This window comes from Marinobacter sp., from assembly GCF_046484525.1.
Lineage (GTDB): Bacteria > Pseudomonadota > Gammaproteobacteria > Pseudomonadales > Oleiphilaceae > Marinobacter.
On record NZ_JAWOIS010000043.1, the window covers coordinates 1 to 23681 of the forward strand.

Below are 23681 nucleotides of genomic sequence, written 5' to 3' on the forward strand. Positions count from 1 at the left end.
CTGACCTGTCTCTATCTTTGCAATATCATGACAGCACGAACAGCTTGATAACGACATCCATGATTCCCTGAGACAGATCGAACCAAAGATCCCTCAGATCATCGGTCATGTTGTCACTGGCTTTGGTTAGCCACTGGTACTTCCAAAGCTTTTTCGTGAACGCGCCCCATTCGGTTCTGTCTATGTTTTCGTCAGCTGCAGGTTTGCACAGTGGTTCCCACAATATTGACCCGAACCCCGCCCCGCGTCGAGCAGATCGCAGGTCTGTCTCAAAGACCGGTCGCGCCTTTGGTGTTCCGACCATTACTACCGGTACGGAGATCTCATTAACCAAAGTTACGAAGAAGTTCAGCATCCTCTCGGCTCCACCGGCTTGTCCGAGGTTCAGGTGCTGTATTTCGTCGATGACCAGTACGCCAATCGCATAGGTATTTGCCAACTGGGACATTAACGCGATCATTGCTTCTACACCGTGGCGCTTCTCGCCGTAACGCCGGACATAGTCTGTCCCAAGGATAGAATCGATTTCCCGAAAAAAATTGTGACACAGACTCTTGAGAGTACCGTCATGAGGGCAATCGATTTTTAGGAACACGATCTGGATGAAATTGTGCTCCGGGTGGTGAATCATCTGTGGATAGGTTGCCAGAATGCGATTGAGCGAACTGGTTTTTCCGGAACCGGAGCACCCGATGAATGCCAGGCTTTTCGCAGTCGATTCGACGTGATCAAAGCGAAATGCCTTCAGGTCTCCGCTCTTGATTCGCTCATATCCGTTCTGTAGGTGAGCGGAGAGATCACCAGTGGCAATGTTGCGCCCCACATATCCCTGACGCAGCATGATTGATATTTTTGATTCAAGCTCAATATGGCGTGCCAGCGGCTGAAAGAAACCATCCAGTAGTTGGGCGATTATATGAATCCTTGTCTGACCATCCAGGTATATTTCTGTAGGCCGAAGATCCAGGGTCTCACTGAGACCAACTATGAGCTGTTTATGTCCGGGAATAGGCGGTAGCGCCTCGATCAGTGGATTGCCTTGATATTTCGTTATTCCCGTGTCCTGGTACACGGCAGTTACCATGCCTGAGGGTAAGGTCATTCATCGTCTCCAAACAGCTCGTCCAGGAAATCTGGGAAAGCACCATCGTCCGGTTTGCCATGTAGGTAGGTCACTTCAGATTTAGGTTTACTGCTGTCAGGCTGCCGGACTTTGGTTTGTTGTGTTCTTTGAGCATCCCGTTCTCTTTTTCGGTTCTCCCGTATGCCCCTGACAGTTTCGGCTTTGGATTGCTTCTTGTTGACGGCAGGGCGGGAACGTTCAGCGTTTTTGATAGTGTCGCTGACCAGATTCTCCAGGTCTCGTTTACTGGTTGTCTCTGCCACTTTGGCGGCACTGGTGGCTTTTCGCTGCTCTTCCTGACTGGCCCATAACTCCCACATAGACTTGCCGCGAAACTGACGCGAGCGATCTGTCAGGGAACAGACCCAGTATTCCGAACTGTCTTTTTTCGGAAACAGATAAATATGATCAGCCACTGCGGGATCGTAGGCTGCCTGAAGGCCGGTGACTCTGCGGTCTCCGTTGCGATGGAGCCACCCAGATGCCAACAACTCCTTGGACGTGTAATAAGCACCAAAACAGCTGACCCCAAAGTCAGAAAGATGAACTTTTTGACGCGGCAACAAAGCAATCTTCAAGGCCAGTTCCGATACATTCTTCAATTGACCGGTTCGATGCTGTATGCCCCAATTCCAGATGTTGAGAGGGGTTAATGCCATGTCGTTTGGCATATCCGAGTCGCGATCGTATTTTGACAACACCGCATATTGGTTCCGATGAAGGATCGAGGCCAGCATGATCTGTGTAAAGTCCTGAAGAGAGAGTGTCGCATCCAGTCGATAGTCTTTTCCGCCTTGCTTTCTCGTTTTTGTAGCTGTGACCACGCCAGGTGCAAAGGGTTTAAACTCGGCTTGAAGGGTGCGGAAATAACGCTCAACAATTCCTTTCGCATCTCCTCGGTATGGGGGAGTAATCTCGATCCGGACTGCAAAGGCTTTCTCAAGCGATTCTATCTGGTGCCCAAGTAGTTCCCCTCTGTCCGCGAGGATCGCTTCTGGAACCCCAACGGTGGGCCACTGCTCTGGAGTAATCTCCAATCCATAATTGGCACAAAGTTCGGTTTTATCTGACATGGAGGTAACCAGCGCACTCATGGCCGTGACGTAGGATGGATTCTCCAGGCCAACATAGAAACCCGTCACCATGCGACTGAAAACATCAACCACCACGTACAAAGTGGGGCGGCCTATAATTCTTTGTCGATCAGCAGACAAAAGATAAATATCGGCAATTGTCGCATCGATTTCATATCTAGAACCTGGACCAAGCACCCCTGCAGTGGAGGTTCCTATCAATGGCCGGACATCTTTCTGGTAGGAAATCTTATTTGACCTGAGGCGAATGCGATCCGCTTTTTCATACTCCCGGTGGTAGAAGTACCTCAATTGGGTCAATGTTGGATAATCCTCAGGCCGAACATCGGGGTAGATGGCCTCGAACATATCGATAAATCGCCGATGGGCGTACGCCAACGAGTTCCCTTTGTCATTGACGTAATAATGGTCAATTACCAAGCGAAACATTTTTTCGATTGAGGCATCAACGGTTATCCCGATTCCCGGTGAGATTTTGCGGGGCCGCCCCAACTTCTTTTTGGATGTCTTTTTCTGACCTTTACCCCCGGATTTTCGATAGTCAGGTAAAAGTGCGTTCGGCATCGCTCCGCGCTGCCAGTACTGCTTAAGGTTTTTATAAAGCGTTTTCCTCGGCGTACCGGTTTCGTCACTACGAGATTGGACTAACTGGCCCCTACCATCTCGGTAATAAATTTCGTCAGTTGCAACTAGTGGAGCAATTAACTCATACCGTTGATCCCGAATTATCTGCGCATTACTCCCGTGCTCCACGGACAATGAGGCTAGTTCCTGATGAGGATCTGCTGTTCGACACAGTTCCTCATTAAAAATCAGCCTTTCAATCTCATCCGTTCTAACCAATTCTGGCCAGGCTTTATCTGAGTCAATATTTATCCAGAAAACATGCTTGCCCGTCAGTGCCAGTACACGATAACGATCCTGAGCCAACCTGAAGACGTCATTGATTCGCAGCATAATTCGCCCTCAGCAACGCAACATCCTCAACCAACTTTAGGTCTTGTGCTACAAGCTTGGTCCAGGGAGTGGATATATCAAATTTTAGTACCCTCAAGGCCGCTAGCGCTCTTAGCCGGGCCAGCGACGTGCCCGGCTCAAGCGAATAGGACTGGTCAATCAGCATACCTAACTCCGGAAGCCCGGTATTCGGGTTTTCTGTCAGCACATCGACATAGGTCGGTAAGCTTTGAAACAAAACTTCCATGCTCTCGCTCTGAGCTCGTGCTGAATACAGAAACTCAAGGTTTTTCATAACAGTCCGAGGCATCTGCTTATCGGTCATGAGATACCAAGGAATGCCTTTTAGTCTCCAATAGCGGCGTTCAATTTCAAGCTTCTCGACCGTTCGAGGATCCATTAGGTCGGAGGAGGTTTTTACCTGGATAGCGAATCTCTCTGGGCCGGTTGGCGCAGATAAATCGACCACAAGATCGGTAGACATTATCTGGTGGTATCCGCCTGCGTCGGGATGCCGGATGCTGGCTTGCTCAGCCAATGAGATGGTGTCTTCGATGCGGAGAGGAAATTGCTCACGAATGTCGGTAACAGCGGGATTCCATTCGAGCAACAAAAAGGCGGCCAGTTCTAGATCTGAAAAAAAGTGATGGGTTCGCCCCGTAAGGAGTCCCATCACTCGATGCGAACGTCCCTTGGAGGGTAAATCTCTTACCGTGAGCCACGGAAGGTAATGTTCACCCCTACCTTTACCGCGCCCTTCATTGATCCATTTTTCGGTTTTCTTGTCGAGCTTGTAGCTGGCCATTCCCTATTAATCCCGAGGAAATAGCCTGACTCTGACACATCAGCCTTCAGTTACCAACTTTATTCTAAAGTTACCAACTCTATTATTTTGTTACCAACTTTATTATCAACCTACACCGTTCCTGGAAGAATGCCTACCCTCTACTCCACCGTCACGCTCTTCGCCAGATTCCGCGGTTGGTCCACATCGGTACCCTTCAGTACAGCCACATGGTAAGACAGCAGCTGCAGTGGCACGGTGTAGACGATAGGCGCGGTGATTTCGTGTACGGAGGGAATCTGCATCACGTGGACGCCTTCCTCCGGCTTCACGTCCGCCGCCTTGTCGGCAAATACGAACAGTTCACCGCCCCGGGCGCGGACTTCTTCCAGGTTGGACTTGAGCTTTTCCACCAGATCATTGTTGGGCGCAACGGTGACCACCGGCATCTCGCTGTCCACCAGGGCCAGCGGGCCGTGCTTGAGCTCGCCGGCCGGGTAGGCTTCGGCGTGGATGTAGGAGATTTCCTTGAGCTTCAGGGCGCCTTCGAGGGCTACCGGGAACTGGGAGCCCCGCCCCAGGAACAGGCTGTGGTGCTTGTCCATGAAGGCCTTCGATAGCTCGGCAATTTCGCCATCCAGGGCCAGGACATCACTGACCTGACCGGGCAATAGATGGATCGCCTTGACGATGTCCGCTTCCCGCTCCTCGGAGAGGCCGTTGTGGCGGGCCAGGGCCAGGGTGAAGATCAGTAACGCAGTCAGCTGGGTGGTGAACGCCTTTGTCGAGGCCACACCGATCTCGGGGCCGGCCTGGGTCATGATCACCAGGTCCGATTCCCGCACCAGGGAGCTGCCCGGTACGTTGCAGATCGCCAGCGCGGCCCGGAAACCGGCGTGCTTGGCCTGGCGCAGGGCGGCCAGGGTGTCGGCGGTCTCACCGGACTGGGAGATGCACAGGAACAGGGTATCGGGCTGGATCACGTGCTTGCGGTAGCGGAACTCGGAAGCCACTTCCACGGAGCAGGGCACCCCGGCCAGATCCTCAATCCAGTAACGGGCCACCATGCCGGCGTGGTAGGAGGTACCGCAGGCAATGATCTGGACGTGGCGAACGTTGTCCAGCAGGTGGGCTGCTTCGGTACCCAGTGCCTGTTCCAGCACCCGTGAACCGGTCACCCGGCCTTCCATGGTGGCCTTGATCACCTTCGGCTGCTCGTAGATTTCCTTGAGCATGAAGTGGCGGTATTCGCCCTTGTCGGCAGAATCGGCGCCGTGCTCGAAACGGGTGATCTGACGCTCGACCGGGGTGCCCTCACGGTCGTGGATCTCGATCCGGTCCTTGCGGATATCGGCCATGTCGCCTTCTTCCAGGAACATGAACCGGTCGGTCACCGGCAGCAATGCCAGCTGGTCCGAGGCGATGAAGTTCTCGCCGATGCCGACGCCCACCACCAGCGGGCTCCCTTCCCGGCACACCACCAGGTGACCCGGCTCGTCGGCATGGACGACCGCCAGGGCATAGGCGCCGCGCAGGCGGGCAATCGCGGCTTTCACCGCAGCGTACAGTTCACCCAGTTCCCGGTAGTTCTTCTCGATCAGGTGGGCGACCACTTCGGTGTCGGTCTGGGAGGTGAACTCGAAGCCATCGGCTTTCAGTTCCTCACGCAGCTCCTGGTAATTCTCGATGATACCGTTGTGGACAATGGCCAGGCGGTCGCCGGACATGTGCGGGTGGGCGTTGAGCTGTGACGGCTCGCCGTGGGTGGCCCAGCGGGTGTGGGCGATGCCCAGGTGACCACTGAGGGGATTGGCCCCGATGGCCTCGGCCAGGGCTGCGACCTTGCCGACTTCCCGGGCACGCTGGACCTGATGCTTGCCGTCAATGATGGCCATGCCCGCGGAGTCATAACCCCGGTACTCAAGGCGGCGCAGTCCTTCCAGCAAAATCCCCTGGACGTCCCGTTCGGAAACCGCTCCTACAATCCCACACATGCTGTTGTCACCTGTTTCGCTGATCGTTCGTTTACGCTTTTTTCGGCTTTTCCCAACCAGAGATGTTGCGCTGACGGCCACGGGCCACGGCCAATTCGCTGTCTGCCACATCCCGGGTGATGGTGGAGCCGGCACCGATGGTCGCTTCTGCCGCAATGGTGACCGGTGCGACCAGGGAGGTATTGGATCCGACGAAGACGCCGTCACCGATCACGGTCCGGTGTTTGTTCACCCCATCATAATTGCAGGTGATGGTACCTGCACCCACATTAACATTACGACCCAATGAGGCATCACCCACGTAGCTCAGGTGATTGATCTTACTGCCCTCACCCACCACGGCTTTCTTGGTCTCAACGAAGTTGCCCACCTTGGTGTTGGCGGCCAGCTCGGTACCCGGCCGCAGGCGGGCGAACGGGCCGATCTGGGCATTGGCGCCGACTACCGCGCCTTCGATCACGCTGTTGGCCTTTATCTCGGCACCGTCGGCGATGGTGGCATCCTTGATCACGCAATTGGGACCGATAACCACGTTGTTACCCAGGCTGACCTTGCCCTCGAACACCGCGTTTACATCGATCCACAGGTCATTGCCGATTGTGAGTTCGCCGCGGACATCCACCCGGGCCGGATCGGCCAGGCTGGCGCCTTCGGTCATCAGGCGCTCGGCCTGTTGGCGTTGGTACCAGCGCTCCAGTTCCGCCAGTTGCACCCGGTTGTTCACACCCTGGACCTCGAAAGGATTGAGCGGCTGGGATACGGTGACACCCAACCCGTGCTCCACCGCCATGGCGATGATGTCGGTCAGGTAGTATTCCCCCTGGGCATTACTGTTGGAGAGGGTCGGCAGCCAGCTTTTCAGGTGCTTTGCCGAGACAGCCAGAATCCCGGTATTCACCTCCCGGATAGCCTGCTGCTCGGCCGTGGCATCCTTCTGTTCGACAATGGCCTGAACCTCGCCCTGATCGTTTCGCACGATGCGGCCGTAACCATGGGGGTTGTCCATGTCTACCGTCAGCAGCGCCAGGTCGCGCTCGTCCAGCTCGCTGACCATGGCCTCCAGGGTTTCCCGACGGGTCAGCGGGACATCCCCATACAGGACCAGGACCCGGGCATCATCCGGCAGGTCCGGCAACGCCTGGGCGACGGCGTGGCCGGTGCCCAGTTGATCGGTCTGGAGTACCCAGTTCACCGCCTCATCGTCGAGGGAAGCGCGCACCTGATCCGCGCCATGGCCAATCACCGTGTGAATTTTTTCCGCCCCCAGCTGCTTCGCGGTATCAACGACATGATGCAGCATGGCTTTGCCCGCCACCGGATGCAGAACCTTGGGCAGTGCGGACTTCATTCTGGAACCCTGGCCGGCGGCCAGGATCACGACGTGTAACGGGCTCATGGAAAACTCAGGCTCCCGGGATGTTTGTTTGAATCAATAAAAAAGCCGCAACCATCAGGGCCGGAGCGCCAACGCGGTGCGCTGGTATTCCGGCCGCTCAGGATGCGGCTTTGGTGTTCGGCAAACCCGAAACGAAAATGCTCAGCGCATTTTGTTACGCAGCTGCTGGATGGTACGAAGCTGTGCGACAGCCTCGGCCAGTTCCGCAGCGGCACGGGAATACTCGAATTCACCGGTCTTGTCGGCAAGTGCTTTCTCAGCCTCTTTCTGGGCTTCAAGCGCAGCAGCTTCGTCCACATCCTTTGCACGAACGGCTGTGTCTGCCAGCAAAGTCACCAGATTGGGCTGGACCTCCAGATATCCGCCGGACACGTAAAGAATTTCTTCTTCACCGCCCTGCTTGATGATCCGAATGGGACCAGGCTTCAGCTGGGTCAGCAGCGGAGTGTGACCCGGGGCAATACCCAGGTCACCTTCAGAGCCCGCTGCGATCAGCATCTCTACCAATCCGGAATAGATCTTTGTTTCGGCACTTACCACGTCACAATGCACGGTCATACCCATGTCAGTTGCCTCTTTGATCGATCCGGAAATTCGGGCTTGGGCTTCAGTTTACTCGCCCTTGCTCTTCATTTCCTTCGCTTTCTCGACCGCTTCCTCGATGGTACCGACCATGTAGAACGCCTGCTCAGGCATGTCGTCATAGTCACCGTTGAGGATGCCCTTAAAGCTGCTGATGGTCTCCTTCAGAGACACGTACTTACCGGGGGAACCGGTGAATACCTCAGCAACGTGGAACGGCTGGGACAGAAAACGCTCGATCTTACGGGCACGGGCTACGGTCAGCTTGTCTTCTTCTGACAGTTCGTCCATACCCAGGATGGCGATGATGTCTTTCAGTTCCTTGTAGCGCTGCAGGTTGGTCTGCACGCCACGAGCCACTTCATAGTGCTCCTGACCGATGATCAGCGGATCCAACTGACGAGAGGTGGAATCCAGCGGATCGATCGCCGGGTAGATACCCTTGGAGGCGATGTCACGGCTCAGTACCACGGTCGCATCCAGGTGCGAGAAGGTGGTCGCCGGGGACGGGTCGGTCAAGTCATCCGCCGGTACGTAGACCGCCTGGATGGACGTGATGGAACCGGTCTTGGTGGAGGTGATCCGCTCCTGGAGCTGACCCATCTCCTCGGCCAGAGTCGGCTGGTAACCTACCGCTGAAGGCATACGGCCCAGCAGTGCGGATACCTCGGTACCGGCCAGGGTGTAACGATAGATGTTATCGATGAACAACAGAACGTCACGGCCTTCGTCACGGAATTTCTCGGCCATGGTGAGACCGGTCAGGGCCACACGGAGACGGTTTCCGGGAGGCTCGTTCATCTGGCCGTAAACCATCGCTACCTTATCGAGAACGTTGGACTCCTTCATTTCATAGTAGAAGTCGTTACCTTCCCGGGTCCGCTCACCAACACCGGCGAATACGGAGAGACCGGAGTGCTCTTTCGCGATGTTGTTGATCAGCTCCATCATGTTTACGGTCTTGCCTACACCGGCACCACCGAACAGGCCAACCTTACCACCCTTGGCGAACGGGCAGATCAGGTCGATAACCTTGATGCCGGTTTCCAGCAGGTCGGCAGACGCTGCCTGGTCGGCATAGCCCGGTGCCTTGCGGTGGATAGCCCAGCGCTCTTCTTCACCGATTTCGCCCTGCTCGTCGATGGGACGACCCAGAACGTCCATGATCCGGCCCAGAGTCTGTGTACCAACCGGTACAGAGATCGGCTTGCCGGTGTTTTCTGCTTTCAGGCCACGCTTCAGGCCCTCGGTGCTGCCCATGGCGATGGTACGAACAATGCCGTCACCCAGCTGCTGCTGGACTTCCAGAGTTGTTTCGCCACCTTCAAGCAGCAGTGCGTCGTAAACGCCTGGAACGGAGTCACGTGGAAATTCCACGTCGATAACCGCGCCAATGATCTGAACGATGTGTCCGCTACTCATGCTCGGTTCCTCGTTATCTTGATAGTCAATAAAACCAGTTGGATCGTGGGGTGATCAGACCGAAGCCGCACCACTCACAATCTCTGAAATCTCTTGGGTGATGGCCGCCTGACGCGCCTTGTTATAAGCCAGCTGAAGTTCGTCGATAATGCTACCGGCGTTATCAGTTGCGCTCTTCATGGCGATCATCCGGGCTGCCTGTTCACATGCCAGATTCTCTACCACACCCTGGTATACCTGGGATTCAATAAAACGTGGCAGAAGGCCATCGAGGATCTGCCTGGCATCGGGCTCGTAGAGATAATCCCACTGGTTCTTGATCTCTTCTTCGTCTTCGCTCGGAGGCAGGGGCAGAAGCTGCTCCACCTTCGGGCTCTGGGTCATGGTGTTGACGAACTCGTTGCTTACCACGTACAGGCGGTCGATCTTGCCTTCCGAGAACGCGTCCAGCATAACCTTGACGTTGCCGATGAGTTTTTCAGAGCTCGGGCTGTCACCCAGGTGGGTCAATGCCGCAACGACATTGCCGCCGTAGCTCCGGAAAAAGGAAGCCCCTTTCTGCCCGATGGCGCACAGATCGGTTTCGACCCCTTTTTCTTTCCACGCTTTCATTTCACGGACAAGCGCTTTGAACAGGTTGATGTTCAGACCACCGCAGAGGCCACGATCAGTCGACACCACGATATAGCCCACGCGCTTGACGTCGCGCTCGACCATGAACGGGTGCTTGTACTGAGCATTCGCCTTGGCAATGTGCCCGATCACCTGACGCATCTTGTCGGCATACGGGCGAGTCGCCTGCATGCGCTCCTGAGCCTTCCGCATCTTACTCGCAGCCACCATTTCCATGGCGCTGGTGATTTTCTGCGTGCTCTTGATGCTTGAAATCTGGTTACGTATTTCTTTGCCGACGGCCATAACTCACTGCCTTCTCAAGTTAGACACTCGTTGCTACGAAAGCGGCCCGCGACTGATGCCGCAGGCCCGATTTCTTACCAGCTCTGAGTGGTCTTGAATTTCTCAAGTGCAGCTTTCAGGCCGGCAGCGATTTCGTCGTTGTAATCGCCTTTCTCGTTGATCTTGTCGAGGAGGTCTTTCTGCTCGGAGCGCATCCAGTCGAGCATCTGCGCTTCGAACTTAACCACCTTGTCGACATCAACGTCGTCCAGGAAGCCTTCGTTGGCTGCAAACAGAACCGTGCCCATCTCAGCCACGGACATCGGGCTGTACTGGTTCTGCTTCATGAGTTCCGTAACACGCTGACCGTGCTCAAGCTGCTTACGGGTTGCTTCGTCGAGATCGGAAGCAAACTGGGCGAAAGCGGCCAGTTCACGATACTGGGCCAGGGCCAGACGGATGTTACCGCCAAGCTTCTTCATGATCTTGGTCTGGGCGGAACCACCTACCCGGGATACGGAGATACCGGCGTTCATGGCCGGACGGATACCGGAGTTGAACAGGTTGGTTTCCAGGAAGATCTGGCCGTCGGTGATGGAGATCACGTTGGTCGGTACGAATGCGGAAACGTCACCGGCCTGAGTCTCGATGATCGGCAGTGCGGTCAGGGAACCGGTCTTGCCTTTCACTTCACCGTTGGTGAACTCCTCCACGTAGTCAGCATTAACGCGGGATGCGCGCTCCAGCAGACGAGAGTGCAGGTAGAACACGTCACCCGGGTAGGCTTCACGGCCCGGCGGACGACGCAGCAGCAGGGAGATCTGGCGGTAAGCCACAGCCTGCTTGGACAGGTCGTCGTAAATGATCAGGGCGTCCTGACCGCGGTCACGGAAGTATTCACCCATGGAGGTACCGGCGTACGGAGCCAGGAACTGCATGGAAGCAGGATCAGCGGCACCGGCGGCAACCACGATGGTGTGGTCCATGGCGCCGTGCTCTTCCAGCTTGCGCACAACGGCGGCGATGGAAGACTGCTTCTGGCCAACGGCAACGTAGATACACTTGATGCCGGTTTCTTTCTGGTTGATGATCGCGTCGATCGCAACCGCAGTCTTACCGATCTGACGGTCACCGATGATCAGCTCACGCTGGCCGCGACCGATCGGCACCATGGTGTCGATGGCTTTCAGACCGGTCTGGACCGGCTCGTCAACGGACTGACGAGCGATAACGCCGGGTGCCACCTTCTCGACCGGGGAGGTCAGCTCGGTGCCCAGATCGCCTTTGCCGTCGATCGGGTTACCCAGGGCGTCAACCACACGACCCATCAGCTCCGGACCTACCGGAACCTCCAGGATGCGGCCGGTACAACGAACCTTCTGGCCTTCTGCCAGATCTTCGTAGTCACCCAGCACAACCGCACCAACGGAATCACGCTCCAGGTTCAGAGCCATGCCGAAAGTGCCGTTGGCGAATTCAATCATCTCACCGTACATAACGTCGGCAAGACCGTGGATCAGTACGATACCGTCAGAAACGGACAGGATCGTACCCTCGTTCTTTGCTTCGGAAGAGATATCGAGCTTCTCGATTCTCTTCTTGATGATGTCACTGATCTCGGATGGATTCAGTTGCTGCATGCCAATATCCTCAAACCTTGTGCTGAAATCAGGAGCCCAGAGCGTCGGCCAGCTTGTTCAGCTTTCCGCGTACGGATGCGTCGATGACCATATCGCCGGTGCGGATGATCACACCGCCAATCAGAGACTTGTCAATTGACGCTGCGAGTGACACTTTCCGCTCGAGTTTTTCGGAGAGTGCCTGGGCGAGCTTCTGTTGCTGTTCGTCCGTCAGCTCGAATGCGGCCGTGACGTCGATATCAACAGTGCGCTCCAGATCAGCCCGGTACGTGTTGAAGAGCGCTGCAATCTCAGGAAGAAGAGTCAGCCGGCGGTTTTCTGCCAGTACAGCGAAGAAATTACGAACCTGCTCGGTGACGCCGTCTTCGACGACCTCCAGAATCAGCTCGGCTTTCTTCTGCTCCTCCAGACCCGGATTCGCGAGAAGCTGTCGAATGTCTTCATTCGCGGTGACCTGTCCGGCAATCGTCAGCACCTGGGACCACTCAGCCAGCTCTTTATGCTCCTGGGCGGCTGCAAATGCTGCTTTCGCGTATGGACGGGCCAGCGTTCTCAGTTCTGCCATGATGAACCTCGCCGTTTAAAGTTCTGCCGCCAGTTTTTCCAACATCTCGTTGTGCTTGGAGGCATCGACAGAGGTTTCCAGGATCTTCTCAGCACCGGCGACAGCGATTGCGGCAATTTCTGCACGCAGGGCGTCACGAGCCTGATTACGCTCCTGTTCAATTTCGGCCTTGGCCTGCTCAATCAGCTTCTGGCCTTCCTTGCGGGCGTCATCCTTGGATGCTTCCACAATCTGGGCCGCACGCTTGTTGGCCTGCTCAATCAGGGCCGCAGCTTGCTGCTTGGCTTCACGCAGTTCCTGAGCTGACTTTTCCTGAGCCAGTTCCAGATCGCGCGCAGCACGGTCTGAAGCAGCCAGGCCGTCAGCGATCTTCTTTTGACGCTCCTGCAGTGCGGCCATGATTGGCGGCCACACATACTTCATGCAGAAGACGACAAAGATAAAGAACGCGATGGCTTGACCAATCATCGTCAAATTAATGTTCACGTCTTCACCTCTCGCCTGTTTTGTTAAGAATCATCTGACCGGGGTAAAGCCCCGGGCTGGCGACTCGATTAACCGGCGATCTGGCCGACAAACGGGTTAGCGAAAGTGAAGAACAGCGCGATACCAACACCGATCATGGTTACGGCGTCCAGCAGACCAGCAACGATGAACATTTTAACCTGCAGCATCGGGGTCATTTCCGGCTGACGCGCAGCGCCTTCCAGGAACTTGCCACCGAGGATACCAAAGCCGATTGCAGTACCCAGGGCACCCAGGCCGATCAGCAGTGCAACAGCAATAGCGGTCATTCCAACTACAGTTTCCATGATAACTCCCAGTTTCAGTTAGGTTTTCAGTTTAAGGGTTTAGGGTTTAAGACTACGGTTCAATGGTATCCGATCAGTGACTGTCTTCGTGAGCCATGCTCAGGTACACGATCGTCAACATCATGAAGATAAATGCCTGCAGGGTAATGATCAGAATGTGGAAGATCGCCCAGGGTACAGACAATGTCCACTGTGCCCACAGCGGCAACAGTGCAATCAGGATGAAGATCAGCTCGCCGGCGTACAGGTTACCGAACAGACGCAGTGCCAATGAAACCGGCTTCGCCAACAGACTCACACCTTCCAGCAACAGGTTCACCGGAACCAGAAGAATCTTCAGGAACAGGTTGTCGGATGAGAAGGGGTGCAGGGTCAGTTCACCCAGGAAGCCACCCACACCCTTTACTTTCACGCTGTAGTAGATGATCAGCGCAAACACGGACAGGGACATGCCCAGAGTCACGTTGACGTCCGTGGTCGGTACGATCTTCATGTACTCGACGCCCATCAGGTGGAACAGGTAGGGCACCCAGTCCACCGGCACCAGATCCATCAGGTTCATCAGGAAAACCCAGCAGAAGATGGTCAGGGATAGAGGTGCAATGACCTTGTTCTTGCCGTGGAAAGTTTCCTTCACGCTGTTGTCGACGAATTCGACCATCACTTCGACGAAGTTCTGGAGGCCCCCGGGCTGACCGGAAGTAGCTCGCTTGGCGGCCACGCGAAACAGAATCAGGAAGATCAGACCAAGGCCCACGGCCCAGCCAAGTGAGTCAACGTGCAACGCCCAGAAGCCCATATCGGAGGCTTCCTGGCCGTTACGGGCCATTGTCCAGGTGGCTTCTTCAACCACGGAACCGTCGGCGCGCTCGTATCCGGCCGGCAGTTTACCGTAGGTCAGGTTCTGGAGGTGATGCTGGATATATTCGGATGCACTTCCTGCCATAACGGTTTCCCAGGTCCAGTTAGCTTTGCTGCGTATTGCTGCCCGCCAGAAGCGGTGTCAACCAGTTGGTGACCAGCATGATCGCAAATGTTAAAAAAAGTGCCGCTATATCAAGCGGCTGAATCCATTTGAACACCATCGTGAAGAGGATGGCGCACAGGATGAGCTTGCCGGCCTCACCCTGGTAAAAAGAACTCATGATCTTTTTGGCAGACCGCGCGCCGGAGTAGCGGAATGCCTTGAGCGCGAAGTAACCATGGGGCAGCAGAAAAATAAGACCGCCCAGTAGCGCTGAGTAACCTGCGGCCTGGCTGCGTAGCAAAAAAGCCAGGCTGACGACGACAAGGATCGCACTCTCGATCAAGAACCATCGTGCGATGGGCGGGCGGCGGATACCGCTCGGGGTTGCCTTCGTCATGTTTTTCCCGGGAATTCGGTGTTTTCGACTCGATTCGGTCTAAAAAATGAACAAATACACCGATACAAGCGCCGCAGATTATATGTGTTCAATGTGCACGAATCAACAAATCCGGCGGCAGTATGGAAGTCCCGGTGGCGCTAAATCAGAGGTGTTGGCGCCCCCTGGACATAAATAGGTGCCGGAGTAAAAATTGAACACTACATGTTGTGTAATTGCCCCTCAGGGACTTTCGTAGGAGGTCGAAAAGAGTAGGAAAAAATTCCGGTTATTTGATGTGGCCCAGAATGCCATCCAGCTCGTCGAGGGAGCTGTATTCGATCACGAGCTTTCCCTTGCCCCGTTGCCCATGACTGATGGACACACGGGCGCCAAGGCGTTCGGCCAGATCGTCCTGCAAGGCGCGGATATTGGGATCGAGCGCACCCTTGTCCCTGGACTTGCCCTCGGGCGACTGCTGCTGGACCCGACGCACCAGCGCTTCGGTCTGGCGCACCGAGAGGGACTTTGCAACCACCTGACGGGCCACCTGCATCTGCAGTTCCGGCGGCAGGGTCAGCATGGCCCGACCGTGGCCCATTTCCAGATCACCATGCTCCAGCATCAGCCGCACATCTTCGGTCAGGCCAATGAGTCGCAGGAGGTTGGTAATGGTGGTCCGGGACTTACCCACAGCCTCGGCCACCTGCGCCTGGGTCAGACCGAACTCATCCTGCAGGCGCTGCAGGGCAAAGGCTTCCTCGATGGGATTGAGGTTTTCGCGCTGGATGTTCTCGATCAGCGCCATGGCGATGGCGGCTTCATCGGGCACATCACGGATGATGGCGGGAAGACTGTCGAGCTCGGCAATCTGGGCGGCCCGCCACCGGCGTTCACCGGCAATCAGCTCGAAGCGGCCCTCGGCGATGGGGCGGACCACAACCGGCTGCATCACCCCCTGTTGGCGGATGGAATCAGCCAGTTCCTGCAGGGCGGCGGGATCCATGTCCCGGCGGGGCTGGTAGCGGCCACGCTGAACCAGATCGATAGGGATCTCGCGCAGCTCGCCGTCGTGGTCCTTCACCTCCTGGTTCAGGTTGACCTTCGAACCCTGCAGCAGGGCTCCCAGTCCACGCTCACCCAATCCTCGTTTCTTCGCCGCCATGGTGTCTGTCATTCTTCCCGTTGAAAAGCGTTGTGTATCGTGTGCCAACGACCCGGTATGTTACACCGCAACCGGCTGGGATGTCTTTTTCGAGCCGTGGCGGCGGACCATTTCACCCGCCAGGGCCAGGTAAGCGACGGCGCCCTTCGAGGCGCGATCGTACTTCAGGGCCGGCAAACCGTAGCTCGGGGCTTCCGCCAGCCGGACGTTCCGGGGGATTACCGCACGATAGACCTTGTCACCGAAAAACTCCGCCAGTTGGGCAGACACATCCAGGGTCAGGCTGTTGCGCGGATCGTACATGGTGCGCAGCAGACCCTCGATCTCCAGGTTGGGATTCACGGTTTCCTGAATCTGCTCCACGGTGTTCATCAGTGCCGCCAGCCCCTCCAGGGCATAATACTCGCACTGCATGGGGATCAACACAGAATCGGCGGCCGACAGGGCGTTCACCGTTAACAGGTTCAGGGAAGGTGGACAGTCGATGAGAATGTAATCGTAACGGTCCCGGATCGTGTTCAGGGACAGCCGCAGACGGTGCTCCCGACCGATCTCGTTCATCAGCTCCACTTCCGCCGCAGTCAGGTCGCCATTGGCCGGCAGCAGGTCGAAACCGCTGTTTTCCACGGTGACGATCACGTCCGCCGGAGTCGCGCGCTTGGTGAGTACATCGTATCCGGACAGCTCCAGGGCATTTTTATCCACACCACTGCCCATGGTGGCATTGCCCTGCGGATCCATATCCACCAACAGCACCCGTCGCTTGGTTGCAGCCAGGGAGGCAGCCAGGTTGACGCAGGTAGTGGTCTTACCCACACCGCCCTTCTGATTGGTCACTGCAATCACGCGCGCCATATTTTGCCTCCTGTTGCGGGTTACCGGGAATGCTCTGCCCGGGCAACGACCAGCAAATGCCGCTCGCCATCTGCACCGGGAACCTTCAGGGAATGACTGGATTTTACCTGCCAGCCGGCCGGAAGGGCAGCTACCTCATCATCCGGAAACTGACCTTTCATGGCAAGGAACTCGCCCTCATTGTCCAGCAGCGACCCGCACCAGATCACCAGGTTCTCCAGAGCCGTGAAGGCGCGGCTGCTGATCTGGGTATAGGGCTGCTCGGGCTGGCAGTCCTCGGCCCGGCCGTGGATTACATCCACATTGGTCAATCCCAGCTCCAGCACACACTGGTTCAGGAACCGGGTCTTCTTGCCATTGCTGTCGAGCAGGGTGAAGCGCTTGTCCGGCAGGGCAATGGCCAGGGGAATACCCGGCAGACCGCCACCGGCACCGACATCGAGCAGGTGCTCCGTGGTGACCCACGGCAGGATGCTCAGGCTGTCCAGCAACTGGCGCGAGACCATTACCCGCTCGTCGCGCACGGCGGTGAGGTTATACGCCTTGTTCCACTTGTTGAGCAAAGCCAGAAAGGCCAACAGCCGTTGCTGCTGGCCATCGGTCAGGGACAGGTTCATCTCGGCCAGCCCGTCCCGGAGCTGGCGTTGCCAGAGTGTTTGCGTCATGGGCTTGGCTCAGGCGCTCTGCTTGCGCAACAGGTCCCGCTTTTTCAGGTATACCAGGATCTGGCTCACCGCCGCCGGGGTGACGCCCTGAATACGGGAAGCCTGGGCCACGGTCTCGGGCCGCACGTCCTTGAGCTTCTGCTTGATCTCGTTGGACAGGCCGCCGATTACATCGTAGTCCAGATCGATGGGCAGCGGGGTATTCTCGTTCTTGCGCAGGCGTTCGATCTCGTCCGCCTGGCGGGAGATATAACCCTCGTACTTGATCTCGATTTCCACCTGGTCCGCCACGTTCGGATCATCGGCGCGCTCGCCGCCGATCTGGGCAATCTGGTGGTAGGCAATCTCCGGCCGACGCAATAGTTCCGCCAGGGACTGATCCCGGGCCATGGGCTGTTTCAGGAAGCTGTTGGCCCGCTCACCGGCCTCGGTGTTCGGTTGGATCCGGGTGGATTCCAGCCGGCTGCGTTCCTTGGTGATGCCTTCACGCTTGTCATTGAACCTTTGCCAACGGTCATCATCCACCAGGCCGAGCTTGCGGCCGGTCTCGGTCAGGCGCAGGTCAGCGTTGTCTTCCCGCAGGATCAGGCGGTATTCGGCGCGGCTGGTGAACATGCGATAGGGCTCGCTGGTACCCATGGTGATCAGGTCGTCCACCAGCACGCCGAGATAGGCTTCATCCCGGCGTGGGTACCATTCGTCTTTCTCCTGGGCACGCAGGGAGGCATTGATACCCGCCAGCAGGCCCTGGGCCCCAGCTTCTTCGTAACCGGTCGTGCCATTGATCTGGCCGGCAAAGTACAGGCCCTGGATGAACTTGGTTTCCAGGGTGTGGCGCAGGTCCTGCGGGTTCAGGTAATCGTATTCGATGGCATAGCCCGGCCGGGTGATGTGGGCGTTCTCGAAACCGGGAATCGAGCGCACCGCCGCCAGTTGGATATCAAACGGCAGGCTGGTGGAAATGCCGTTCGGATACAGTTCGTTGGTGGTCAGGCCTTCAGGCTCCACGAAGATCTGGTGCGAATCCTTTTCCGCGAACCGATTCACCTTGTCCTCGATGGACGGGCAGTAGCGCGGGCCGACGCCCTCGATGCTGCCGGCAAACATCGGCGAGCGGTCAAAACCGCTGCGGATGATGTCGTGGGTCTGCTCCGTGGTGCGGGTCACGTAACAACAGACCTGCTCGGGGTGCTCGTCCCGGCTGCCGATGAAGGACATCACCGGGGTCGGGTTGTCGCCCCATTGCTTGTCCATCACCGAGAAATCCACAGAGCGGGCGTCGATCCGGGGCGGGGTGCCGGTTTTCAGCCGGCCGACGTTGAACGGCAGTTCGCGCAGGCGTTTGGCCAGGGCATTGGCAGGCGCATCCCCGGCACGGCCACCGGAGTGGTGCTGCATGCCGATGTGGATAACTCCCCCGAGGAAGGTACCGGTGGTCAGCACCACGGTTTTAGCGTTGAAGCGGATACCGGTCTGGGTCACCACACCCACCACCTGGTCGTTTTCCACAACCAGGTCGTCCGCCGCCTGCTGGAACAGGGTCAGGTTGGGCTGGTTTTCCAGCACGTGGCGGATTGCCGCCTTGTACAGCACGCGGTCGGCCTGGGCGCGAGTGGCGCGCACGGCCGGGCCCTTACGGCTGTTGAGGACCCGGAACTGGATACCGGCCTGATCGGTGGCACGGGCCATGGCGCCACCCAGGGCATCGATTTCCTTGACCAGATGGCTCTTGCCGATCCCGCCGATGGCCGGGTTACAGGACATCTGGCCCAGGGTCTCAATGTTGTGGGTCAGCAGCAGGGTTTGCGAACCCATGCGCGCTGCGGCCAGCGCGGCTTCGGTACCGGCGTGGCCACCACCAATGACAATGACATCGAAACGGGTCGGAAACTCCACTCTTCACCTCGGAAATCGGGGGATAAAAACAGGGCGGCGAGTATAACGCCTCGCCGCGGAAAATGCAGTCAGGATGTGCAAATTTTAACCAGAGTCGGCGACACTTGAAAGTCACCGTGCAGGAGCCCTTGTTGATAACCCCCGGAATAACCCCGGATCTGTATAAGTAATAACCGAAATTTTTGCTTTTTCAGTGGCTTGGAAGACTCTTCTCAGAAAAGTTTTCAAAAAGTTATCCACAGATTCAGGGACTTACTTTTAACCCGAAAAACTACCTTAACTTGTTGTTTTAATTTAATTATAAAAAATGAATCCAGAGGTTATCCGCGGTTTGTCCATTTATTTTTCCACAGAATTCTCTGGATTTACCCGTGACAGCTGGAAAAACACTGACGGACACCCGCTTTCCCTCTCCGGCTTGTAACCCGAACGCCGAATGGAAAAGCAGGCCTGTGTTGCCTAGTGTCCCGTCTGGTTAATTCGCTGACCTACTGCGTGGCGCTGGGGATCCTGGCCAAGGCGCCAGTGCGCAGGTGTGGTGGTTCCACATCAAGTGCTGGCAACACCGGTCAGGGGCCCCAGCGCCGCGCCCTTCGGGAGCCACTGAGAGCCTTGATAGCTGCGTTGCTCTCAAGGCTCTCAGTGGCTCAGTAGGTCAGCGAATTAACCAGACGGGACACTAGCGGCGGAATACCGGTACCCCGGACACAATTGTTGCCTTGATGGCGAGCGGAAGGCCGCTCAGATCTTTCATCAACACCAGGTCCGCATCATAGCCTGGGGCCACCTGCCCCTTGCAATCACCGAGCCCCGCCGCCTTTGCGGGATGCTCGCTGACCATTTTCCAGGCCTCCTCGAAGGGCAACAATCCCAGTTCCGCAATCATAAAAGGGGCGTAGAAAAGGCTCGGATAGTGATAGTCACTGCACAGGATGCTGACCAGGTTCTCAGCGATGGCATCCCGAACACTGATTGCCCCGACATGGGACCCTCCACGAACCAGGTTTGGTGCCCCCATCAATACCTGAATACCCGCTTCCTGACTCAATCGGGCAGTAAAGGCATCCATCGGGAACTCGGCGATCGCGGTGCCCAGCGAACAATTGAGTGTCACATCATCCGGGCCATGGTCATCATGGGAAGCCAGGCTGACCCCGGAACGATGTGCGGCGTGGGCCAGCTCCCGGATCTGTTGTTCCCCAAGGGCTCTGAGATCCTGCAATCGCTCCAGGAAACCTTCGGTTTCACTCTCTTCCATCGACACCCGCCGCCGGAGGCCTGACAGATAGCGCTCCTTGGCAACCGGATCATCAAGCCTGGGCAGATGGTCGTTGAGAGACAAAAGGTGCACCCTCCCCTGCTCGATCCAGTCCAGCAACTCCTCGTGATCGTCGGTATTGACCTTCTCATGCCGGATATGAACCCTGGCCTGACACCCGAAGTCCGGCCCCAGGAACTCGAGGGTTCTCAGAATGTCCCGGACTGTTACCCGACTTCTTGGGCCGGGTTCAAAACCGTCGGTAATGCTGTAGAAGAAGGTGGTGATGCCGTTGGCTACCAGGCTGACATCATTGGCTGCCAGCGCGAGCTCCAGCGGGAAAAGAGTCCCTGCCCGGGGTGTGATGTGGCGCTCGAAGGCATCGCCGTGCAGATCGATGATGCCCGGAACCAGAAAACCACCCTCACCATCCATCTGTTGCTGACAACGGCTATCCGCGTCCGCGCCAACGGCGACAATTTTACCCCGGGACAATTGCACGCGACTGTCGTGTAGCCAGCCGCTGGTCGTAAGTACAGAAACTCGATCAATCAGAAGATCGCCGCCTGGCTCCAACACGACCGATACGCTTGGTTCCATAGGTTTCTCCAAATCCGGATAAACAGGGTTAGTGGGGTTGATGCATCAGGCGCGCCCGAAACCGCGACGACAGTTGCTCCACGGTAAAAACCAGGACAAAGATCATCAGGATGATGGTGGCAGCCTGGTCGTAGCGGAACATTTCCATGGATACCGCCAGCTCAGCACCTATACCGCCGGCGCCTACCAGCCCGAGCACGACCGAGGACCGGACCGCCTTTTCGAGGGAAAACAAACTGGTGTTGATCATGCTCGGCATTGCGCCCGGAAACAGGACAACGGCAATCCGATCCAGCGGGCTTGCTCCGATTGACGCCAACGCCTCGGAAGGCCCCGGATCCACCTCTTCCATGGCCTCCGCGAAGAAACGGGCACAGAATCCGATGGTATCGACAACGATGGTAAGGGTGCCGGCAAAGGTACCCAGACCCACGGACACTACGAAAAACAAGGCCCAGGCCAGATCCGGCACCGTGCGGAAGAAGCTGATGATGGAACGAACCACATGCCTCACCGCCGGATGGGGAGATGTGTTTCGAGCGGCGAGTAAGGCCATCGGCACACTGAGCAGAACACCGATCACCGTTCCGACCAGAGCCATCTGGAAGGTCACCAGAATGGCATGAGCCACGGGCCCGATCCGATCGCTGGCTGGAGGAATCATTTCTCCGGCAATGTTGGCCATGTTGGGCAGCCCCCTGAGAAGCTCGGGGACCGACAGCCCGACCCCGGCGAGGGACCACAGGAAAAAACCGAGAAACAGGGCGAACAGTCCCGTACCCAGCCATGAGGGACTATCAAAGCGAGGGGGCATGTGACGATCCACCGGTACACCATCGGGATAATCAGACATAGAAACCTCGCAAACTCGCCAGACTCTCGGTGGCGGCGGCACTGTCGAGCATCAGCTGATGGTCCCGCAGCCCCAGGATCCGGTCGGCGTAATCGAGAGCATGCTCAATCTGGTGTGACACGAACAACAGGGTCAGGCCCTGGGACCGGGACAACCTGGCGAAAAGCTCCATGATGGCGGCACCGGACCGAGGATCCAGACTGGCAGTGGGTTCATCGGCCAGCAGTATCCTGGGCTCCTGCATCAGCGCCCGGGCAATGGCCACCCGCTGGGACTGGCCTCCGGATAGCTGGTCACAACGTTTGTGGGCCAGATCACTCAGCCCAACCATATCCAGGCACTCCATGGCCTGCTCCCGGTCTTCCCGACAGGATAACCCTTGCATCCAGTTACGCGGCCCGGTCTTCCGGGCAAGATTGCCATGGAGCACATTGCTCAGTACCGATAGCCGGGGAACCAGGCAATGCTTCTGAAACACAAAACCCACCCGGTTACGAGCCTTTCTCAGTTCCCTTCCGTGCTTTGCCGATAAACGTTCGCCGGCCAGGACAATGTCACCTTCATCGGGCTCAATCAGGCGAACACAACACCGTAATAACGTACTTTTGCCGGCGCCGTTGGCTCCGATAAGTGCAACGGATTGTCCCTGGCGGACATTGAAGCTGACGCCCTGGAAAACCGGGGTGGCACCTCCCTGGTAGCGCTTGGCCAGACTACGGACCTGCAATGAATGAGTAACTATTGATTCCGCCGCGCTGGTCGGATCCACGGCTGACTGTACGAGACTTGTCATCGTTCTCTCTCCGGATGAGACAGGGGCGGCCCGTGCCCGCCCCTATCCGATCATCAGTCGCCAATGAAGTCTGAATACTCCGGGAATCCTGCTGTTGCATACATGGAGCGGACATAGTTGTAGTCACTGTCCTGTATGCTGCGGATGAAGCGCATGCCCGTGTATTTCCGGTTGTCCTCACCTGTGAGGATGGCACCAACCAGGGCGTCGGAGTTCTCGACGATGGCGTCCCGAACCCGTTCAACGGTTTTCTGATCGACGTGTTGTCCGGCCATCAGCAAATCGTTGGGCAGGTCCGGTCCGCGAGCGATAACCCGGAAAGCGCCGGGCTGCATGCCGCCGGAGCGCATTTCATTTTCGCGCAGTGTGAGGAAGTTAAGATGGTTCATACCAATGGCCGCAACATCCCCCCGCTTCAGGGATTCCCACATGACCGGCACTTTGGTATGGATTACTCTCATGTCCTCAAGAGGGTCGACACCAGCATCGGCCAGCGCCTGGATCGGACCCAGGTGTTTGGAGGTAGAACCCACGCTGCCCATTGCAACCTTCTGACCCTCAAGGTCAGCAACGCTGCGGTAAGGGCTGTCCGCCATGGCGACAATCACCGCGAAGTAATCCGGACGGGAGAAACCCACTACCACCTTTGCATTGGCGCGCTTCTGCATCACCACATACTCCGCAGGACCGGTGAGCACAAAATCCACTTTTTCGAAACGCAGCGCTTCGACCGCTGCCGTACGGTTGGTCACCGGCAGGAACTCCACGTCAAAACCGGTGACCTCGGACAACACACTCCGGAATTCACCAAACTCCCTTTGCAACTCCTCCAGGCCTACAAGATCCGTAACCGCCAGCCGGATGGTTTCGGCATGAACGCTGGGTAAAGCTGAGAAAAAAACCACCAGAGCCAGGCTGGCGTTGTGTAACCAGGTCTTCAACATAATCCGTTCCCCGCAATGATCTAGACAAGTGATTGAGGGTTCA

General features: G+C 57.0%; 23 protein-coding genes. 1 reads left to right on the forward strand and 22 read right to left on the reverse strand.

All coding sequences use genetic code 11. The annotated features are described in order from the left end of the window. Positions 1–25: 25 nt before the first annotated feature. From R6W86_RS09420 to mnmG, 18 genes are all read right to left on the reverse strand, one after another. Entirely contained in the window at positions 26–1102 is a 1077-nt protein-coding gene (locus tag R6W86_RS09420; protein WP_410329110.1) for an ATP-binding protein, read from the reverse strand. Continuing rightward, complete coding sequence (locus R6W86_RS09425) at positions 1099–3174, reverse strand: integrase catalytic domain-containing protein (protein ID WP_410329111.1); 2076 nt, start codon at positions 3172–3174, stop codon at positions 1099–1101. The genes R6W86_RS09420 and R6W86_RS09425 overlap by 4 nt, the downstream gene beginning before the upstream one ends. After that, positions 3158–3979, reverse strand: coding sequence for a TnsA endonuclease N-terminal domain-containing protein (locus R6W86_RS09430; RefSeq protein ID WP_410329112.1), 822 nt, complete (start codon positions 3977–3979; stop codon positions 3158–3160). Before R6W86_RS09430 ends, R6W86_RS09425 begins: the two co-directional genes overlap by 17 nt. Before the next feature lie 140 nt (positions 3980–4119). Beyond that, a complete protein-coding gene (gene glmS / locus R6W86_RS09435) occupies positions 4120–5952 on the reverse strand; it encodes a glutamine--fructose-6-phosphate transaminase (isomerizing) (protein WP_410329113.1) in 1833 nt (610 codons plus the stop codon). Between the two features lie 31 nt (positions 5953–5983). Next, positions 5984–7348 (reverse strand): bifunctional UDP-N-acetylglucosamine diphosphorylase/glucosamine-1-phosphate N-acetyltransferase GlmU, encoded by a 1365-nt coding sequence (glmU, locus tag R6W86_RS09440; protein WP_410329114.1) that lies wholly within the window; start codon positions 7346–7348, stop codon positions 5984–5986. Positions 7349–7489: 141 nt separating this feature from the next. Further along, positions 7490–7912 (reverse strand): F0F1 ATP synthase subunit epsilon, encoded by a 423-nt coding sequence (locus R6W86_RS09445; protein ID WP_239037881.1) that lies wholly within the window; start codon positions 7910–7912, stop codon positions 7490–7492. 48 nt (positions 7913–7960) lie between these two features. Further along, the gene (gene atpD / locus R6W86_RS09450; RefSeq protein WP_410329115.1) at positions 7961–9352 is read right to left on the reverse strand and encodes a F0F1 ATP synthase subunit beta; all 1392 of its coding nucleotides are present in this window, start codon (positions 9350–9352) and stop codon (positions 7961–7963) included. A gap of 54 nt (positions 9353–9406) precedes the next feature. Beyond that, positions 9407–10270, reverse strand: a complete 864-nt coding sequence (atpG, locus tag R6W86_RS09455; RefSeq protein WP_113861761.1) for a F0F1 ATP synthase subunit gamma — start codon at positions 10268–10270, stop codon at positions 9407–9409. 74 nt (positions 10271–10344) lie between these two features. After that, positions 10345–11889 carry a F0F1 ATP synthase subunit alpha gene (atpA, locus tag R6W86_RS09460; RefSeq protein WP_410329116.1) on the reverse strand — a complete coding sequence of 515 codons (1545 nt, stop codon included), beginning with the start codon at positions 11887–11889 and terminating at the stop codon, positions 10345–10347. 28 nt (positions 11890–11917) lie between these two features. Then, positions 11918–12454: a F0F1 ATP synthase subunit delta gene (locus R6W86_RS09465; protein ID WP_410329117.1), complete on the reverse strand. Its 537-nt coding sequence runs from the start codon at positions 12452–12454 to the stop codon at positions 11918–11920. Positions 12455–12469: 15 nt separating this feature from the next. Further along, entirely contained in the window at positions 12470–12940 is a 471-nt protein-coding gene (locus R6W86_RS09470; protein ID WP_181799929.1) for a F0F1 ATP synthase subunit B, read from the reverse strand. 68 nt (positions 12941–13008) lie between these two features. Continuing rightward, the gene (gene atpE / locus R6W86_RS09475; RefSeq protein ID WP_012138088.1) at positions 13009–13266 is read right to left on the reverse strand and encodes a F0F1 ATP synthase subunit C; all 258 of its coding nucleotides are present in this window, start codon (positions 13264–13266) and stop codon (positions 13009–13011) included. A gap of 73 nt (positions 13267–13339) precedes the next feature. After that, positions 13340–14212 (reverse strand): F0F1 ATP synthase subunit A, encoded by an 873-nt coding sequence (gene atpB, locus R6W86_RS09480; RefSeq protein WP_410329118.1) that lies wholly within the window; start codon positions 14210–14212, stop codon positions 13340–13342. A gap of 19 nt (positions 14213–14231) precedes the next feature. Next, the gene (locus R6W86_RS09485; protein ID WP_410329119.1) at positions 14232–14630 is read right to left on the reverse strand and encodes a F0F1 ATP synthase subunit I; all 399 of its coding nucleotides are present in this window, start codon (positions 14628–14630) and stop codon (positions 14232–14234) included. 268 nt (positions 14631–14898) lie between these two features. After that, the gene (locus tag R6W86_RS09490; RefSeq protein ID WP_410329167.1) at positions 14899–15774 is read right to left on the reverse strand and encodes a ParB/RepB/Spo0J family partition protein; all 876 of its coding nucleotides are present in this window, start codon (positions 15772–15774) and stop codon (positions 14899–14901) included. 60 nt (positions 15775–15834) lie between these two features. Further along, positions 15835–16629, reverse strand: a complete 795-nt coding sequence (locus tag R6W86_RS09495) for a ParA family protein (protein ID WP_410329120.1) — start codon at positions 16627–16629, stop codon at positions 15835–15837. A 20-nt stretch (positions 16630–16649) separates the two neighbouring features. Then, on the reverse strand, positions 16650–17294 hold the full coding sequence (gene rsmG, locus R6W86_RS09500; protein WP_410329121.1) for a 16S rRNA (guanine(527)-N(7))-methyltransferase RsmG: 645 nt from the start codon (positions 17292–17294) through the stop codon (positions 16650–16652). Between the two features lie 9 nt (positions 17295–17303). Beyond that, positions 17304–19190, reverse strand: coding sequence for a tRNA uridine-5-carboxymethylaminomethyl(34) synthesis enzyme MnmG (gene mnmG, locus R6W86_RS09505; RefSeq protein ID WP_410329122.1), 1887 nt, complete (start codon positions 19188–19190; stop codon positions 17304–17306). Between the two features lie 462 nt (positions 19191–19652). Between mnmG and R6W86_RS09510 the strand changes: the two genes are divergently transcribed. Beyond that, entirely contained in the window at positions 19653–19844 is a 192-nt protein-coding gene (locus R6W86_RS09510) for a hypothetical protein (protein WP_410329123.1), read from the forward strand. Positions 19845–19869: 25 nt separating this feature from the next. Here the strand turns inward: R6W86_RS09510 and R6W86_RS09515 are convergent, their stop codons facing one another. From R6W86_RS09515 to R6W86_RS09530, 4 genes are read right to left on the reverse strand one after another with little or no spacing between them, the layout of a single operon-like run. Then, positions 19870–21048 carry an alpha-D-ribose 1-methylphosphonate 5-triphosphate diphosphatase gene (locus R6W86_RS09515; RefSeq protein ID WP_410329124.1) on the reverse strand — a complete coding sequence of 393 codons (1179 nt, stop codon included), beginning with the start codon at positions 21046–21048 and terminating at the stop codon, positions 19870–19872. Between the two features lie 28 nt (positions 21049–21076). Continuing rightward, positions 21077–21901: a phosphonate ABC transporter, permease protein PhnE gene (gene phnE / locus R6W86_RS09520; RefSeq protein WP_410329125.1), complete on the reverse strand. Its 825-nt coding sequence runs from the start codon at positions 21899–21901 to the stop codon at positions 21077–21079. Then, positions 21894–22694, reverse strand: a complete 801-nt coding sequence (locus tag R6W86_RS09525) for a phosphonate ABC transporter ATP-binding protein (RefSeq protein ID WP_410329126.1) — start codon at positions 22692–22694, stop codon at positions 21894–21896. Before R6W86_RS09525 ends, phnE begins: the two co-directional genes overlap by 8 nt. 53 nt (positions 22695–22747) lie before the next feature. Then, a complete protein-coding gene (locus tag R6W86_RS09530; protein ID WP_410329127.1) occupies positions 22748–23638 on the reverse strand; it encodes a phosphate/phosphite/phosphonate ABC transporter substrate-binding protein in 891 nt (296 codons plus the stop codon). Between the last annotated feature and the right edge of the window lie 43 nt (positions 23639–23681).

Bases quoted from the DNA above. Each gene is read 5' to 3' on its own strand.
- R6W86_RS09430 (WP_410329112.1), bottom strand. From the start codon at position 3,979: ATGGCCAGCTACAAGCTCGACAAGAAAACCGAAAAATGGATCAATGAA.
- rsmG (WP_410329121.1), bottom strand. From the start codon at position 17,294: ATGACGCAAACACTCTGGCAACGCCAGCTCCGGGACGGGCTGGCCGAG.
- R6W86_RS09525 (WP_410329126.1), bottom strand. From the start codon at position 22,694: ATGACAAGTCTCGTACAGTCAGCCGTGGATCCGACCAGCGCGGCGGAA.
- R6W86_RS09445 (WP_239037881.1), bottom strand. From the start codon at position 7,912: ATGGGTATGACCGTGCATTGTGACGTGGTAAGTGCCGAAACAAAGATC.
- R6W86_RS09515 (WP_410329124.1), bottom strand. From the start codon at position 21,048: ATGGAACCAAGCGTATCGGTCGTGTTGGAGCCAGGCGGCGATCTTCTG.
- atpA (WP_410329116.1), bottom strand. From the start codon at position 11,889: ATGCAGCAACTGAATCCATCCGAGATCAGTGACATCATCAAGAAGAGA.
- R6W86_RS09490 (WP_410329167.1), bottom strand. From the start codon at position 15,774: ATGGCGGCGAAGAAACGAGGATTGGGTGAGCGTGGACTGGGAGCCCTG.
- R6W86_RS09425 (WP_410329111.1), bottom strand. From the start codon at position 3,174: ATGCTGCGAATCAATGACGTCTTCAGGTTGGCTCAGGATCGTTATCGT.
- phnE (WP_410329125.1), bottom strand. From the start codon at position 21,901: ATGTCTGATTATCCCGATGGTGTACCGGTGGATCGTCACATGCCCCCT.
- atpD (WP_410329115.1), bottom strand. From the start codon at position 9,352: ATGAGTAGCGGACACATCGTTCAGATCATTGGCGCGGTTATCGACGTG.
- atpB (WP_410329118.1), bottom strand. From the start codon at position 14,212: ATGGCAGGAAGTGCATCCGAATATATCCAGCATCACCTCCAGAACCTG.
- R6W86_RS09495 (WP_410329120.1), bottom strand. From the start codon at position 16,629: ATGGCGCGCGTGATTGCAGTGACCAATCAGAAGGGCGGTGTGGGTAAG.
- R6W86_RS09465 (WP_410329117.1), bottom strand. From the start codon at position 12,454: ATGGCAGAACTGAGAACGCTGGCCCGTCCATACGCGAAAGCAGCATTT.
- atpE (WP_012138088.1), bottom strand. From the start codon at position 13,266: ATGGAAACTGTAGTTGGAATGACCGCTATTGCTGTTGCACTGCTGATC.
- R6W86_RS09485 (WP_410329119.1), bottom strand. From the start codon at position 14,630: ATGACGAAGGCAACCCCGAGCGGTATCCGCCGCCCGCCCATCGCACGA.
- glmU (WP_410329114.1), bottom strand. From the start codon at position 7,348: ATGAGCCCGTTACACGTCGTGATCCTGGCCGCCGGCCAGGGTTCCAGA.
- R6W86_RS09530 (WP_410329127.1), bottom strand. From the start codon at position 23,638: ATGTTGAAGACCTGGTTACACAACGCCAGCCTGGCTCTGGTGGTTTTT.
- glmS (WP_410329113.1), bottom strand. From the start codon at position 5,952: ATGTGTGGGATTGTAGGAGCGGTTTCCGAACGGGACGTCCAGGGGATT.
- R6W86_RS09420 (WP_410329110.1), bottom strand. From the start codon at position 1,102: ATGACCTTACCCTCAGGCATGGTAACTGCCGTGTACCAGGACACGGGA.
- atpG (WP_113861761.1), bottom strand. From the start codon at position 10,270: ATGGCCGTCGGCAAAGAAATACGTAACCAGATTTCAAGCATCAAGAGC.